17 protein-coding genes are annotated in these 13507 nt (G+C 68.0%); 9 read left to right on the top strand and 8 right to left on the bottom strand.

All coding sequences use genetic code 11. The annotated features are described in order from the left end of the window. Positions 1-51: 51 nt before the first annotated feature. The gene (locus IEX25_RS01930) at positions 52-432 is read left to right on the top strand and encodes a hypothetical protein (RefSeq protein WP_188713803.1); all 381 of its coding nucleotides are present in this window, start codon (positions 52-54) and stop codon (positions 430-432) included. A gap of 3 nt (positions 433-435) precedes the next feature. Here IEX25_RS01930 and IEX25_RS01925 read toward each other — a convergent pair whose 3' ends face one another. Then, positions 436-2505: a lytic transglycosylase domain-containing protein gene (locus tag IEX25_RS01925; protein ID WP_188713802.1), complete on the bottom strand. Its 2070-nt coding sequence runs from the start codon at positions 2503-2505 to the stop codon at positions 436-438. Between the two features lie 109 nt (positions 2506-2614). On the opposite strand from IEX25_RS01925, the gene dapA reads away from it, so the two are divergent. Then, positions 2615-3490, top strand: a complete 876-nt coding sequence (dapA, locus tag IEX25_RS01920; RefSeq protein WP_103171734.1) for a 4-hydroxy-tetrahydrodipicolinate synthase — start codon at positions 2615-2617, stop codon at positions 3488-3490. Between the two features lie 94 nt (positions 3491-3584). After that, positions 3585-3758 (top strand): hypothetical protein, encoded by a 174-nt coding sequence (locus IEX25_RS01915; protein ID WP_188713801.1) that lies wholly within the window; start codon positions 3585-3587, stop codon positions 3756-3758. Positions 3759-3770: 12 nt separating this feature from the next. On the opposite strand, the gene IEX25_RS01910 is transcribed toward IEX25_RS01915, so the two are convergent. Further along, positions 3771-4370, bottom strand: a complete 600-nt coding sequence (locus IEX25_RS01910) for an HNH endonuclease (protein ID WP_103171735.1) — start codon at positions 4368-4370, stop codon at positions 3771-3773. A gap of 185 nt (positions 4371-4555) precedes the next feature. Here IEX25_RS01910 and IEX25_RS01905 point away from each other — a divergent pair, with 185 nt between their 5' ends. Then, complete coding sequence (locus IEX25_RS01905; RefSeq protein ID WP_188713800.1) at positions 4556-4981, top strand: VOC family protein; 426 nt, start codon at positions 4556-4558, stop codon at positions 4979-4981. A gap of 51 nt (positions 4982-5032) precedes the next feature. Here IEX25_RS01905 and IEX25_RS01900 read toward each other — a convergent pair whose 3' ends face one another. Genes IEX25_RS01900 through IEX25_RS01890 form a run of 3 tightly spaced genes read right to left on the bottom strand, consistent with a single transcriptional unit; the run spans position 5033 to position 6949 of the window. Further along, positions 5033-5686 carry an alpha/beta hydrolase gene (locus tag IEX25_RS01900; RefSeq protein ID WP_188713799.1) on the bottom strand — a complete coding sequence of 218 codons (654 nt, stop codon included), beginning with the start codon at positions 5684-5686 and terminating at the stop codon, positions 5033-5035. Next, positions 5683-6330: a DNA-3-methyladenine glycosylase family protein gene (locus tag IEX25_RS01895; RefSeq protein WP_103171738.1), complete on the bottom strand. Its 648-nt coding sequence runs from the start codon at positions 6328-6330 to the stop codon at positions 5683-5685. The genes IEX25_RS01900 and IEX25_RS01895 overlap by 4 nt, the downstream gene beginning before the upstream one ends. Further along, entirely contained in the window at positions 6323-6949 is a 627-nt protein-coding gene (locus IEX25_RS01890; RefSeq protein WP_103171739.1) for a GntR family transcriptional regulator, read from the bottom strand. Before IEX25_RS01890 ends, IEX25_RS01895 begins: the two co-directional genes overlap by 8 nt. Positions 6950-7014: 65 nt before the next feature. Here IEX25_RS01890 and IEX25_RS01885 point away from each other — a divergent pair, with 65 nt between their 5' ends. The 3 genes from IEX25_RS01885 to IEX25_RS01875 are packed head-to-tail and all read left to right on the top strand — an operon-like array spanning position 7015 to position 9146. Then, entirely contained in the window at positions 7015-7707 is a 693-nt protein-coding gene (locus IEX25_RS01885) for a pyrimidine 5'-nucleotidase (RefSeq protein WP_188713798.1), read from the top strand. A 46-nt stretch (positions 7708-7753) separates the two neighbouring features. Next, the gene (locus IEX25_RS01880) at positions 7754-7939 is read left to right on the top strand and encodes a hypothetical protein (protein ID WP_146038600.1); all 186 of its coding nucleotides are present in this window, start codon (positions 7754-7756) and stop codon (positions 7937-7939) included. 7 nt (positions 7940-7946) lie between these two features. Continuing rightward, entirely contained in the window at positions 7947-9146 is a 1200-nt protein-coding gene (locus IEX25_RS01875; RefSeq protein ID WP_188713797.1) for a UbiH/UbiF family hydroxylase, read from the top strand. A gap of 13 nt (positions 9147-9159) precedes the next feature. Here the strand turns inward: IEX25_RS01875 and IEX25_RS01870 are convergent, their stop codons facing one another. After that, positions 9160-10074: a LysR family transcriptional regulator gene (locus IEX25_RS01870; protein ID WP_103171742.1), complete on the bottom strand. Its 915-nt coding sequence runs from the start codon at positions 10072-10074 to the stop codon at positions 9160-9162. A 90-nt stretch (positions 10075-10164) separates the two neighbouring features. Here IEX25_RS01870 and metF point away from each other — a divergent pair, with 90 nt between their 5' ends. Continuing rightward, entirely contained in the window at positions 10165-11034 is an 870-nt protein-coding gene (metF, locus tag IEX25_RS01865) for a methylenetetrahydrofolate reductase [NAD(P)H] (protein ID WP_188713796.1), read from the top strand. Positions 11035-11105: 71 nt separating this feature from the next. On the opposite strand, the gene IEX25_RS01860 is transcribed toward metF, so the two are convergent. Next, positions 11106-12260: a type III PLP-dependent enzyme gene (locus tag IEX25_RS01860; protein ID WP_188713795.1), complete on the bottom strand. Its 1155-nt coding sequence runs from the start codon at positions 12258-12260 to the stop codon at positions 11106-11108. Positions 12261-12433: 173 nt separating this feature from the next. On the opposite strand from IEX25_RS01860, the gene IEX25_RS01855 reads away from it, so the two are divergent. After that, positions 12434-12865, top strand: a complete 432-nt coding sequence (locus tag IEX25_RS01855; RefSeq protein ID WP_103171745.1) for an Lrp/AsnC family transcriptional regulator — start codon at positions 12434-12436, stop codon at positions 12863-12865. A 4-nt stretch (positions 12866-12869) separates the two neighbouring features. Here IEX25_RS01855 and IEX25_RS01850 read toward each other — a convergent pair whose 3' ends face one another. After that, the gene (locus tag IEX25_RS01850; protein ID WP_188713794.1) at positions 12870-13499 is read right to left on the bottom strand and encodes a winged helix-turn-helix transcriptional regulator; all 630 of its coding nucleotides are present in this window, start codon (positions 13497-13499) and stop codon (positions 12870-12872) included. Positions 13500-13507: the final 8 nt, after the last annotated feature.

Below are 13507 nucleotides of genomic sequence, written 5' to 3'. Positions count from 1 at the left end.
CCTTTTTCGAAACAACGCGTTACAGCGATCAGGTCTGATAAGGGAGCGTTCATGAAAACCCTGTTCGCATCAATCCTGGTCGGTGCGCTTTGCACGGCCCCTGCCCTGGCCGATCCCGGGCGCGGCCATGGTCATGGCAAGGGGCACGGCCATCATGCGCACCACCGCGCGCATTGCCCGCCCGGCCTTGCCAAGAAGAACCCGTCCTGCACGCCGCCAGGTCATGCGCGCAAGAAGGCGCATCATCGCCACCGTGTCGGCGACACGCTGCGCGGCGGCGACTATGTCCTTGTGCGGGATCCGCGGCGCTTTGCCCTGGATACACGACCGGACTGGCGCTATTACCGCGACAACGACCGGCTTTACCGCGTGGACAGCGAAACCCGGAAAATCCTGGCGGTTCTGAACCTGATCGACGCCTTCACGAACTAGGCCTCAGTTCGTGCCGGGCACCTCCTCGCGGCGCGCCTCGACCGTTGCCGGCTGCCAGCCTTCGGGCAGGCTGGGTCCGATGAAGGGTTTCGCGACCGGCCGCGCCGACAGGGCCAGGGTCAGCCGCGCCACGGGGGGCGGCATCAGCCCGCCTCCGGTCAGGTCCCAGGTCGGCACGATGGGTGCAGGACGGCCCAGCATCCGGGCGCGATAGACGGGCATCGCCTCGGTCACCCGCATGACATAGTTGCGGGTTTCGTCGAAGGGGATCAACTCGACCCATTCGACCGGGTCCATGTCCCGGCGCAGGTCGCCGAAATCGCGCAGCCATCGCCCCGGACGCCCCGGCCCCGCATTATAGCCCGATGCCGTCAGCGCCGTCGATGCACCGAAACGGTCGCGCAGACCCGCCAGATAGGCCGCGCCCAGGCGGGCGTTATAGGCGCCATCGCGGGTCAGGCGCCCAAGGTCATAGGGTTCCCGGATTTGTCGGGCCATCTGGCGGGCGGTGTAGGGCATCACCTGCATCAACCCGCGCGCGCCGACATGGCTTTGCGCGGCCGGGTTGAATTCGGATTCCTGGCGCGCGATCGACAGGACCAGTTCGGGCGGGATGCCGAAATCCGTCTCGTGCAGCCCGGTCAGCGGGAAATGCGCGGCGGGATGGATGACGCCCTTGTCTGCGGCGCGTTTCGACAGGCGCAACCCGTGCCAGGGCATACCGGCTTCGTACATCAGCCGGGCCATGCGCAGGCTGTCCTGGGGATCGGCGGTTTCCGACAGATGCAGGAAGAACCGCTGCGCCTCGTCCGGGCGCCCTGTCGCCAGCAGCCACAGCCCGGCCCGGAAGACGCCGCTGTCGCCAAGCGGCGCGCCGCGCCAGTCGGGCAAGGGTCCGGGTGCGGCATATTCGGCAGGCATCGTCGCCCCGATCCGTTCGGCGGCAAGCTGGCCGTAATAGGTGCCGGGCATGGCCGCCGCCTGCGCATAGGCGGCATCCGCCGCCCCTTGGTCGCCAAGCGCCTCCTGCGCGCGCCCTTGCCAATAAAGGGCGCGAGACCGGCTGATCTGGCTGCCGACCACGGTTTCCAGGTGCCGGAAATGCGCCAGCGCCCGGTCCGCCGCGCCCTGCTTCAGCGCGGCAAATCCCGCCAGCCATTCCAGATCGGCGTAATGGCGGTTGTCCCGAGGCAGGAAGTGCGACCGGGCAAGCGTTTCCGCCCGCGCCCAGTCGCCGTTGCGCATGGCAAGGCGGGCGTAATCCACCCGCATCGACGCCCAGGCTGCCGGATCGCGCAAGGCTTCGGCACTGGTGGAGGCTTCCAGCATCAGCGCCTGTGCGCCTTCGTGCTGCTTGGCGCGGACCCGCCACAGATAACGGTCCATGGTCAGGCCGGGATCGGCCCGCGCAGCGTCAGGCAAGGCCAGGATCAGGTCGTCCACGCCCGCCCGGCCCGCCTGCAAGGCAATGCGCGCCGCCAGAAGGGGGCGGTCCGGTTCCGGCAGGCGGGGCAGCAGGCGTTCGGCCTGCGCCCATTCCTGCCGGTCCAGCATGGCGACCGCCCGCGCGGTCATCAGGGGCACCAGTTCAGGGCCATGCGCGGCCAGAAAGGCGGTTTCCTCGGGTCCGGTCAGGGGCACGGCGGTCCAGAACCGCGCCCGTTCCGCCTTGGCGGCGGCAGGGTCCAGCGTTGCAAGATAGGCGGTTTCGGCAGCCAGGGTCGCCGGCAGGCGATCCACGAACCAGTCCCGGATATCCTGCGCAGGCAGGTCGGGCCGCATCTTCGCGTCGCCGCGTTCGCGCAGCAGCGCCAGCCCCGGCCAGTCGCCATGGCCGCGCACGAAGTCGATGTAATCGCCGGGGGCGCCGTGGCCCGCCCGCAGCGCCTGCCAGCCCACCAGGGCCTCGGCCATCGGCCCGGACCTTCGGGCCGCATCGCGCGCGGTGACCCAGTCCCGCGCATCGGCCGCCGACAGCGCCAGCGCCATCGCGCCCGCATCCTCGGCCCCGGCGGGGGCAAGGGGGACCAGCATCAGCAGCCCGGCTGCAATCATGTCGCGCAGAAGTCGCATCACCCGCCTTGTGTCGCCGCCCCGTGCGCCCGACGCAATACACAACCTTGGCAAGTTCCACCTGCCCCGTTAATCAGGCCCGCGAACCAAACCTGCAAGGAAGCGTGTCATGTTCAAGGGATCCCTGCCCGCACTGGTCACGCCGTTCACACCGGACGGCGAGCTGGATCTGGACACGCTGAAGAAGCTGGTCGAATGGCATATCGACCAGGGCAGCCACGGCCTTGTCCCCGTGGGCACCACCGGCGAAAGCCCGACCCTGACCCATGACGAACACCGCCTGGTGATCGAGGAGGTCGTGCGCGCCGTGGACGGTCGCATCCCGGTCATCGCCGGCGCCGGGTCGAACAGCACGCGCGAAGGCATCGGCCTGATCCGACACGCGGCCGAGGTCGGCGCAGATGCCGCCCTTGTTGTCACGCCCTATTACAACAAGCCCACTCAGGCGGGGTTGATCGCCCATTACACCGCCCTGGCCGAGGCATCCGACCTGCCCATCATCATCTACAACATCCCCGGCCGGTCGGTGGTGGACATGACGCCCGAAACCATGGGCGAACTGGCCAAGCTGCCCACGATCATCGGCGTCAAGGACGCCACCGGCAAGCTGGAGCGCGTCAGCCAGCAGCGCATCACCTGCGGCCACGACTTCGTGCAATTGTCGGGCGAGGACGGCACGGCGCTTGGCTTCAACGCCCATGGCGGCGTGGGCTGCATCAGCGTCACGGCCAATGTCGCGCCGAAGCTGTGCGCCGAGTTCCAGGAAGCGACGTTGGCGGGCGACTATGCCAAGGCGCTGGAATATCAGGACCGGCTGATGCCCCTTCATGTGGCGATCTTCGTCGAACCGGGCCTTGTCGGCGCGAAATACGCGATGTCGCGGCTGGGCCTGTGCGACGAAAGGGTGCGGCTGCCGCTGGTGCCCCTGACCGACCCGACCCGCCGCCTGATCGACGCGGCGCTGGACCATGCCGGCCTGATCTGACACGGGGATGCGCGACAATTTGGCGCGCATTTTCCGCATCGTCTTTTCAAAGCGCAATCTTCATCCCATATTCAGGATGAGGAGACGACCCGCCATGCCCTTGCCGCACTTCCTGGTCCTGATCGCCGCAGTCATCCTTGTCGCCGCCTTGACCCTGTGGGCGGCCTTTTCGGCTGGTGCGCCCGTGGTGGTCCTGGCGATGGTCACGCTGTCGGCCGCGGCCGCCCTGCATCTGTCCCAGGGCGACCGGCACGACCACGACGCCTGACGGGCGGGGCCGTCAGCTTTCCAGCTCGGCGTCCCAATACAGGAAATCCATCCAGCTTTCATGCAGGTGATTCGGCGGAAAGCGCCGGCCCGCCGCGTGCATCTCCTCGGGCGAGGGTTGGCACGGCTTGCGGCGCAGGCTCATCCCCGAATGGCGCAGGCTGCGGTTGGCCTTGCGCAGGTTGCAGGGCGAACAGGCGGCGACCACGTTGTCCCAGCTGGTCACGCCCCCGCGCGACCGGGGCACGACGTGATCGAAGGTCAGGTCGCCCTTGGCCCCGCAATACTGGCAGCAGAATTCGTCCCGCAGAAAAAGATTGAAGCGCGTAAATGCTACGCGCTTCTGGGGTTTCACATAATCCTTCAGAACGACGACCGAGGGCAGCTTGAACACCTGGCGCTGACTTCGCACCACCTCCTCGTATTCGGCGATGATGTCCACGCGGTCCAGGAAGGCGGCCTTGATCGCCTCTTGCCAGGGCCACAGCGACAGGGGGTAATAGGACAGGGGCCGGTAATCCGCGTTCAGCACCAGTGCGGGGTGATGGCGCAGGCTTGCAGGTTCGCGCACGAACTGGGTTCGAAAATCCGTCTGATGTCGCTGATCCAGCATGCTGCCTTTCCGCCTGCCCCCCTGGGTGGCCGGGGGCGCCCCGTCAGATCCGTTTCCTTGACTATATATCGCGTCCGGCATCTGGCAAGTCCCCGGATCTATTTGCCCTGCGGCAGGGATAAACCGCGCCGGTGACAGGGGCATGACGGTTGCCCCCTGCCCGCCGGAATGGCAGGCTGCGTTTCATGACGCAGACGCCGCCCCCCGTGCTTGGAACCCTGGAATCCGCGCTTTATGCCGAGGATCTGGACGCGGCCACCGCATTCTGGCGCGACGTGATGGGGTTGGAACCGTTCCAGACCGTGCCGGGACGGCATGTGTTCTTTCGCGTCGCGCTTGGGCAGGTCCTGCTGGTCTTCAACCCCGCGGCCACCGCACAGCCGCCAAAGCCCGATGCCCGGCTGCCGGTGCCGCCGCATGGCGCGCGCGGGCCCGGCCATTTCTGCCTGGCCGTGGCGCCCGACCGGCTGGACGCCTGGCGCGACCACCTGGAAGTCAAGGGCATCCCCATCGAGGCCGATTTCCGCTGGCCGAACGGCGCAAGGTCGATCTATCTGCGCGACCCGGCGGGCAATTCCATCGAGCTGGCGGATCCGGCGATCTGGTCCTGATCTTTTGTGCCCAAGTATCCCACGGGGGTCCGGGGGTGTGAAACCCCCGGCTTATTTCCCCAGCCTGTCCTTCGCGAAGGACAGCGCCACCGACAGCCCGTCGGGCGAAATCCCGTGCCCGGTGCCCTTCATCACATGGCCATAGACGTCGAAGCCCGCCTTCTCCAGCGCCTCGCCGGCAAGCTGCATGTCCTGGAACGGCACCATCGCATCCTGGTCGCCATGCAGCAGCAGGACCGGCGGCTTGACCTTCGCCTCGGTCGGCAGCAGTTCGGGGACCAGCAGGCGGCCCGAAAAACCGATGATCCCGGCCACCGGCTGGTCGCGGCGCGGCAGGACATGCAGCGCCATCATCGTGCCCTGCGAAAAGCCCACCACGACCATCCGGTCCGCCGTCAGGCCTTCGTCGGCCAGAACCTTGTCCAGCCAGGCGTTCAGCAGGTCGATGGACTTGGCCATGGATGCCTTCGCCTGCGCCTCGGACGACCCGTCCAGCCAGGGGATCGGAAACCATTGGTAGCCGAAGGGATTGTTGACGCTGCGTTCCGGCGCATCGGGGGCATGGAAGGCGACGCCCGGCAGATGCGCCGACAGCGGATCGGCCAGACCCAGCAGGTCGGCGCCATCCGCGCCGTATCCATGCAGGAACACAACGACCGCATCGGCCTTGGACGGACCCTTGCGGGCGGATTTCAGAACGGTCATCGGATTCCCTCGCGGCCTTTGGCCCGCAGGTAATAGGCCCAGAGACCACGGGCCGCAACCGCGCGCCAGGGCCGCCAGGCTTCGGCCATGCGCCGCAGGCCGGCCGCCGTGGGCCGGGCATCCAGGCCATACATCATCCGCGCAGCCTCCTGCAGGGCAAGATCGCCCGCCGCGAAGACGTCGGGCCGGCCAAGCGCCATCTTCAGATAGATCTCGGCCGTCCAGGCCCCGATGCCGGGCAGCGCCGTCAGGATGGCGACGGCCTGGTTGTCAGGCATGGCGCGCAGGCCGTCCCAATCCAGGCCTGCCGCCGCGATCCCTTTCAGGTAACGGACCTTGGGACGCGACAGACCCACCGCGCGCAAGGTTTCCTCGGGCGCGGCAAGGATCGCCTCGGGGCTCATCAGCCCCGCCGCCGCCAGCCGGGCCGAGATGGCGGCCGCGGCCGAGGTCGAGATCAGTTGCCCCACCACAGCATCGGCCAGGGCTTCGAAACCATCCGCGCGGCGCAGCAGCGGCAGCGGGCCCAGATCCGGCGCGACCCGCGCCCAGACGGGACAGACCGCGACCAGATGCGCCACCCCCTCGGCCAAGTCGGCCTGGGTCTGGATCAGTCGCGGCCCACCTCGGGGCGCGTCAGTCACGATCCACCGCCGCCTCCAGCTTCAGGCGGGTTTCCCAGGCCATCGAGATATGCTGCCGCAGCGCCTTGTCCGCCGCCGCCCCGTCGCCCGCCGCGATGGCATCGACGATGCGCTTGTGTTCGGCAAGCGCGGTTTCGCCCCGCCCTTCGGCGGCCAGCGAGGTCTTGGCCATCAGCGCCATGGTCCGATGCACCAGGTCAAGCTGCTGGACCAGATAGCGGTTGTGGGACGCCAGATGGATCTGGTGGTGAAAGCGCCGGTTGGCGCGGGCCAGCGCCTCGGGGTCGCGGACGGCCCGCTGGTCCTCGGCGACCATCTGGGCCAGGACGCGCACTTCTTCCGGCGTGGCGTGGCGGGCGGCAAGGCGGGCAGCCAGCGCCTCAAGTTCCGCGCGGACGGTGTAAAGCTCGGCCAGCTGGTTGTGGTCGAGCGATGCGACGATCAGGCTGCGCCCGTCGCGCACCAGCATGGCCTGGGTTTCCAGCCGCTGCAAAGCCTCGCGCACGGGGGTGCGGCTGACGCCGAAGCGTTCGGCCAGTTCGGATTCGACCAGCCGGTCGCCGGGGCGATAGGTGCCGGATTCGATCGCGGCCAGGATCAGGGAATATGCGTCCTTCATGGGCCGCACGATTGGCCGGGCTTTGGGCGATTGCAAGGGCGCTGTTGCCGGGCTAGGCCATGGCCATGGATTTCACGCATGTCGATACTTGGATCTTCGATCTGGACAACACGCTTTATCCGCCGGACATGGCGCTGTTCCCGCAGATCGAATCGCGGATGACCGATTACGTCATGCGCACCCTGGCGGTGGAACGCGATGCCGCCGACCAGATGCGGCGCGATTGGTGGACGCGGCACGGCACCACGCTGGCGGGGCTGATGGCCGAACATGCCATCGACCCCCTGGCCTATCTTGCGGATGTCCACGACATCGACTTCGCGCCCCTGCTGCCCGCCCCGGACCTTGCCGCCGCCATCGCCGCCCTGCCGGGGCGCAAGCTGGTCCATACCAACGGCGATTCCGCCTATGCGCAGAAGGTGCTGGGCGCGCGCGGCCTGGGCCTTGTGGGCAGCGACGCGCCCGCCCCCATCTTCGAGGCGATCTATGGCATCGCCGAGACGCATTTCCATCCCAAGCCGCGCGAGGAAGCCTTTCGCATCGTGATCGACGACGCGCGCATCGACCCCACCCGCGCCGCCTTCTTCGAGGACGACCCCCGCAACCTGGCCTATCCGCACCGGGTCGGGATGCGCACGATCCTGGTCGGGCCGGGCCGCCACGGGCCGGATCTTCTGGCCGCGCCGGTGCCCGGCCATGTCGATCACCATATCCACGACCTGACTGCGTTCTTGCGTCGCATTGCGGCGCAGGGGTGATTGCGCCACAATGTCCCCCGACGCGCGCCCATCCCATAGGTTTTCCATGACCCATACCGCCGACAAAGACGGAAATCGCCTGACGCTCCGTATCATCGCCCTGCTGCTGGCCGTTCTTGCGATTGCCGTGCTGGCCGTCATCCAGTTCGGCCTTCCCGTGCTTGGCCTGCTTGGCCTGGTGCTGACCGTGGCCGTTTTCGCGGTCATGCTGATGTTCACCGCCGGGAACTGAACGGCACATGGTGGCAGGCGACATCGAGGCGGTCGATATCCTGGTGTCCGGCGGCGGCATCGCCGGGCTGATCGCCGCGGCGGCCTTCGGCGCGCGGGGATTTTCCACGATCTGCGTCGATCCCGCGCCGCCGATCACGGATGAGGCTGCCGAAGGCGCCGACCTGCGCACCACGGCTTTCCTGACCCCCTCGGTCGCGCTGTTGCGGCGGATCGGGCTGTGGGACCGCCTGGCGCCTCATGCCACGCCCTTGCAGGTCATGCGGATCGTCGATGCGGGCGGCGCCACGCCCGCCCCGCGCCTGACGCGCGAATTCAACGCGGCCGAGATCGGCAACCAGCCCTTTGGCTGGAACCTGCCCAACTGGCTGTTGCGGCGCGAGATCACCGTCCGGCTGGCGGAAATGGACAATGTCCGCTTCCAGCCCGGCACGGGCACGGCGGCGGTGCTGGCCCGCGATACGGGCGCCCTTGTCACGCTGACAGACGGGCGGCGCATCCAGGCGCGGCTGCTGGTCGGGGCGGACGGGCGCAATTCGCCGGTAAGGCAAGCCCTTGGCATCGGGGTGCGGACCTTCCGCTATGGCCAGAAGGCGCTTGCCTTTGCCGTCACGCATGAGGTGCCGCACGAAAATGTCTCGACCGAGATTCACCGGTCCGGCGGGCCGTTCACGCTGGTGCCCCTGCCCGACCGCGGCGGCAAGCCCTGTTCGGCGGTGATCTGGATGGAAAACGGGCGCGAGGTCGCGCGCCTTGCCGCCCTGCCGCCCGACGCCTTCGCGGCCGAGATGAACGCACGTTCGGCCGGGGTGCTGGGCCGGCTGACGCTGGAGACTCGGCTGACGCAATGGCCGATCATCAGCCAGATCGCCGACCGCTTCACCGGTCCCCGCACCGCCCTGATCGCCGAGGCCGCGCATGTGGTCCCGCCCATCGGCGCCCAAGGCCTGAACATGAGCCTGGCCGACCTGTCGTCGCTGCTGGATCTGTCGGGCGATGATCCGGGCAACCCGGACGGCCTGACGGCCTTCGACCGCGCCCGCCGTCCCGAAGCCTTTGCCCGGCTGCTGGGCATCGACGCGCTGAACCGTGCCAGCCAGGCATCCCTGCGCCCCCTGCGCGATCTGCGCGCGGCGGCGCTTGGCGGGCTTTACGGCATCGCCCCGGTGCGGCGCCTGATGATGCGCGCCGGATTGGGAATGCGCTAGGTCCCCGCGCCGCCTATGCCGCCGCGCCGCGCAGCATCCGCAGCGGTTCGGTCCGCGACAGGCGCAGCACATGGGCCATATAGGGCTGGGCCAGATCCTCGGCCCGCACCGCCGCGTAAAGCCGCCTGATGATCCCGCCTTGCGTCAGCGGCAGCATGGCGATTTCCGCATTGGCGGATTCGCGGCGCAAGACCCAGTCGGGCATCACCGCCACGCCGCGCCCCGATGCGACCAGCATCAGCGACACGGCGGTCAGTTCCACGGTGCGCTGCCGGGCGGGTTCCACGCCGGCAGGCGTCAGGAACTGGCTGAACACGTCCAGCCGCGCCCGGTCCATCGGATAGGTGATCAGCGTTTCCCCCGCTAGGTCCTGCGGTTCGGCATAACCCTTGGCGACCAGCGGGTGATCGGCGGGCACCACCAGCGTCGGGGAATAGTCGAACAGCGGCTGGAAGACGATGCCCGGCAGATCCTCGGGGTCGGACGAGATCACCAGATCGACCTCTTGCCGGGACAGGGCGGGCAGCGCGCCGAAGGCCAGCCGCTGGCGGATGTCCAGGTCCACCTCGGGCCAGGTGCGGCGGAAGATGTCCAGCACCGGCAGCAGCCAGTCGAAGCAGGCGTGGCATTCCATGGCAATGTGCAGCCGCCCGATGCGCCCAGCCTCGACCCCCTTGAATTCGTCCTCGGTGGCCTGGACCAGGGGCAGGACCTGTTCGGCCAGCCGCAGCAGGCGCATCCCGGATGGCGACAGGCGCATGGGCTTGGCCCGGCGGACGAACAGGTCCACCCCCGCCTGTTCTTCCAGCGCCTTGACCTGATGGGACAGGGCCGATTGCGTGATGTTCAGGACCTCGGCCGCGCGGGCCAGGCCGCCTTGTTCATGGATCGCGCGGACGGTCCGCAGATGGCGCAGTTCCAGATGCATGGTGAGGCAGACTCATGTTGATCTTGAGGATTATGAATTTGTCTCACGGCCGGGCGCGTGGCACAAGCGGCCAAAGCCAAAGGAATCGCCATGTCCCGCCCCAAGATCAGCTTCGAGTTCTTTCCGCCGAAGACGCTGGATGCGTCCTTCCGGCTGTGGGAGACCGCGCGGGGCCTGGCGCCGCTGGCCCCGGATTTCGTGTCCGTCACCTATGGCGCGGGCGGCACCACCCGCAAGCTGACGCATGAGGCGGTGACGACGATCCACCGCCATTACGGCATCCTCGTCGCCGCCCACCTGACCTGCGTCGAGGCCACGCGGGCCGAGACGATGGAGATCGTGCAGGCCTATGCCGAAGCCGGGATCCGGGAAATCGTGGCGTTGCGCGGCGATGCGCCCAAGGGGCAGGACCGGTTCACCCCGCATCCTGACGGTTTCACCAACACGGTCGAACTGATCGAGGCGATCGCCGCGCGCGGCGACATGACGATCCGCGTCGGCGCCTATCCCGAACCGCACCCGGACAGCAGCGGCACCGATGCCGACGTCTTCTGGCTGAAGCGCAAGATCGAGGCGGGCGCGACCAGCGCGATCACGCAGTTCTTCTTCGATGCCGATACCTTCTTCCGCTTTCGCGACAAATGCGCGGCGGCGGGCATCGACGCGCCGATCATCCCCGGCATCCTGCCGATCCAGGGCTGGGCCGGGGCCAAACGCTTCGCCGCGACCTGCGGCACCAGCGTGCCGGGCTGGGCCGAGGAGGCGTTCACGAAAGCCGCCGCCGAAGGTCCGGCGGCGGAACGCGCCTTGTCGGAACGGGTCTGCGCGGATCTGTGCCGCGCCCTGCTGGACGGCGGCGTGGACCGGCTGCATTTCTATACGCTGAATCGGCCCGATTTGACGCTGGCGGTCTGCGGGGCGCTTGGGGTCGAGCCGCTGAACCTGGGCGCGGTGGCCTGAACCGCATCGTGGCGACGGGGGGTTTTCCACCCCCCGACCCCCGGAGGATATTTGCACACAGAAGATGTGGCCTATTCGAAGCCCATCACCGTGGCACGGGTCATGGCGCCGAAGCCGTTGAAGCGGGTGTTGGTCACCACCGAATAGGCGCCCGCGCCGTGGAAGATGACGTAATCGTCTTCGGCGATGTCGTCGGGCAGGCCGAGTTCGCCCGGCAGACGATCCACCGAATCGCAGGTCGGCCCGAAGATCACGCGACCGTTGCGGTCGCCGGTGCGGGGCTTGCCCTGGGGGGTCAGCACCTCGATCCGGTCGATGTTGCCGATGATCGGCAGTTCCGCCAGCCCGCCATAAACGCCGTCGTTCAGGAACACATTGGCCCCGTCGCGCACGCTCTTGACGCGGGCGATCAGCGCATAGGCATCGGCGCAAAGGCCGCGCCCCGGTTCGCAGACCAGGGCCGGCGCATCATCGCCGAAGCATTCGGACACCGTGTCGCCGATCTTGGTGAAGATCGACTGCAGGTCGGGTTCAACGCCCACGACGCGATGCGACGGAAAGCCGCCGCCGACGTTCAGCCGATGCGCCCGGACGCCCGCCATGTCGCAGATCTCGCGCGCGACGCGGATATAGCTTTCCCAGGCGATGGGGTCGGTGCATTGCGTGCCCGGATGGAAGGTCAGCGAGGCGACATAGCCCCGTTCCGCCACCAGCCGCAGCAGATCCGCCGCCAAGTCCGGCGTCGCGCCGAATTTCGAACCGAAGTCATAGGCCGCGCCCAGCACCGGCAGCTTGAAGCGGGGCGAGATCTCGACCCCCTGCCCGTCCACATGGGTCGGCACCTGTTCGAACAGCTTGTCCAGCTCGCTGCGGCTGTCCACCGACCAGGCGAGGATGCCTTCGCGCACGCCATGGGCGATTTCCCGGCGCGACCGGACGGGGTTGTGGTAATGGCGCGCCGCGCGGGGGGCCAGGCGGCCGATCAGGTCGATCTCGAACGGAGATGCGACGTCAAAGCCCTGGATGCCGGCAGTCACCAGGTTCTGGATCACGGCCTCATCGGGGTTGGATTTCACGGCATAGGTCACAAGGCCCGGAAAGCCCGTCAGGAATTGCCGCGCCCGGTCCTGCAACACCGTGGGCGCGAAGGCCATCACCGGATGGTCGGGCTGAAGATGGCGGATGATCTCGGCCGGATTGTCCCAGACGGTCTTCTGTGTCCCCATTGCACGGGATCCTTTCGCGCGTTCGATGTGATCGGGTCGCGGGCATGAAGCCCCCCAACCCAAGGTGGCGCTTTTCGGTTCCAATTTCACCGATGAAAAGGGTAGATCCGCGCCCTGTACCGGTTATTATGACGAACTTCATGTCAATTTGACGAAAGCACCGGATTACAGCGATGGATGACCTGGATCGCAACATCGTGGCGCTGCTGTCGCAGGACGCCCGCACCTCGATCGCGGTGCTGGCGCGGCGGCTGAAGGTCGCGCGATCCACGCTGCAGGCGCGTCTGGAACGGCTGGAAACCTCGGGCGCGATCGCCGGCTATACGCTGAGATTGGGCGACGCGGCCAGGCTGGGGCGTATCCGCGCCACCGTGCTTCTGGCCATCGAACCGCGCAGCCAGCCCGCGGTCCTGTCGCGGCTGAAGTCGATGCCGCAGGTCGAACGGATCCATACCACCAGCGGGCGGATCGACCTGCTGGTCCAGATCGTCAGCGGATCGACCGCCGAACTGGACGAGGCGCTGGACCGCATCGGCGCCCTGGACGGGGTGCGGTCGTCGGAAAGCCTGATCCACCTGACCACCAAGATGGACCGGGCGGTATAAGCGTCTAGCGCAGCCGGAACAGGTCCACGAAATCCTGGGCGGCCTGCGCATCGCCCGCCAGTCCGATCACCCCGTCCTGGGCCAGCCGGGCCAGCGGCACCGGGCCATAGACCGCGCGCGCCAGGCTGTTGCCGTTGCCCGACAGCGTGAAATCCGAAGCCCCTGCCCCGGCCTGGGGGTGCAGGACGCCATTCGCCAGGCACAGGGTAAAGGCTTCGTGCCCCATCTCCATGCCCGCCGTCGCCTGCGCGTCATTGGGCAGCATCATCGCCGTCATCGAGATCACCAGGGCCGCCGGGCTGATGAAGCGGCGCGGATCATGGCCCGGATGCAGCGCGGCCCAGCGGCACATCGCCTGCAGCACCGGCATCAAGCCGCGCCCGGAATCGGTCAGCCCATACAGCCCGCCGTCATGCGTGACCACGCCTGCGTCGATCAGTTGCGCCAGCCGCTGCGTCAGCACCGCCGCCGTGACGCCCGGCAATCCGTGGCGGATCGCCTGGAACCGCTTGGGCGCCAGCATCAGTTCCCGCACGACCAGCAGCGCCCATCGGTCGCCGACGACGTTCAGCGCATGGGCTGCAAGGCATCCTTCGTCATAGCGGATGCGCGGGGTCTGGCCTGTCCTGTTCATGGCCTCAG

It is taken from the genome of Paracoccus acridae (assembly GCF_014642735.1).
Lineage (GTDB): Bacteria > Pseudomonadota > Alphaproteobacteria > Rhodobacterales > Rhodobacteraceae > Paracoccus > Paracoccus acridae.
This window is presented reverse-complemented; position numbering and strand designations above follow the sequence as displayed.

What these genes read in the sequence shown, in the direction of transcription:
- IEX25_RS01855 (WP_103171745.1), top strand. Translation starts at nt 12,434, where the DNA reads ATGGATGACCTGGATCGCAACATCGTGGCGCTGCTGTCGCAGGACGCC.
- IEX25_RS01880 (WP_146038600.1), top strand. Translation starts at nt 7,754, where the DNA reads ATGACCCATACCGCCGACAAAGACGGAAATCGCCTGACGCTCCGTATC.
- IEX25_RS01905 (WP_188713800.1), top strand. Translation starts at nt 4,556, where the DNA reads ATGACGCAGACGCCGCCCCCCGTGCTTGGAACCCTGGAATCCGCGCTT.
- IEX25_RS01890 (WP_103171739.1), bottom strand. Translation starts at nt 6,949, where the DNA reads ATGAAGGACGCATATTCCCTGATCCTGGCCGCGATCGAATCCGGCACC.
- metF (WP_188713796.1), top strand. Translation starts at nt 10,165, where the DNA reads ATGTCCCGCCCCAAGATCAGCTTCGAGTTCTTTCCGCCGAAGACGCTG.
- IEX25_RS01885 (WP_188713798.1), top strand. Translation starts at nt 7,015, where the DNA reads ATGGATTTCACGCATGTCGATACTTGGATCTTCGATCTGGACAACACG.
- IEX25_RS01900 (WP_188713799.1), bottom strand. Translation starts at nt 5,686, where the DNA reads ATGACCGTTCTGAAATCCGCCCGCAAGGGTCCGTCCAAGGCCGATGCG.
- IEX25_RS01860 (WP_188713795.1), bottom strand. Translation starts at nt 12,260, where the DNA reads ATGGGGACACAGAAGACCGTCTGGGACAATCCGGCCGAGATCATCCGC.
- IEX25_RS01875 (WP_188713797.1), top strand. Translation starts at nt 7,947, where the DNA reads ATGGTGGCAGGCGACATCGAGGCGGTCGATATCCTGGTGTCCGGCGGC.
- IEX25_RS01915 (WP_188713801.1), top strand. Translation starts at nt 3,585, where the DNA reads ATGCCCTTGCCGCACTTCCTGGTCCTGATCGCCGCAGTCATCCTTGTC.
- IEX25_RS01925 (WP_188713802.1), bottom strand. Translation starts at nt 2,505, where the DNA reads ATGCGACTTCTGCGCGACATGATTGCAGCCGGGCTGCTGATGCTGGTC.
- IEX25_RS01850 (WP_188713794.1), bottom strand. Translation starts at nt 13,499, where the DNA reads ATGAACAGGACAGGCCAGACCCCGCGCATCCGCTATGACGAAGGATGC.
- IEX25_RS01930 (WP_188713803.1), top strand. Translation starts at nt 52, where the DNA reads ATGAAAACCCTGTTCGCATCAATCCTGGTCGGTGCGCTTTGCACGGCC.
- dapA (WP_103171734.1), top strand. Translation starts at nt 2,615, where the DNA reads ATGTTCAAGGGATCCCTGCCCGCACTGGTCACGCCGTTCACACCGGAC.
- IEX25_RS01910 (WP_103171735.1), bottom strand. Translation starts at nt 4,370, where the DNA reads ATGCTGGATCAGCGACATCAGACGGATTTTCGAACCCAGTTCGTGCGC.
- IEX25_RS01870 (WP_103171742.1), bottom strand. Translation starts at nt 10,074, where the DNA reads ATGCATCTGGAACTGCGCCATCTGCGGACCGTCCGCGCGATCCATGAA.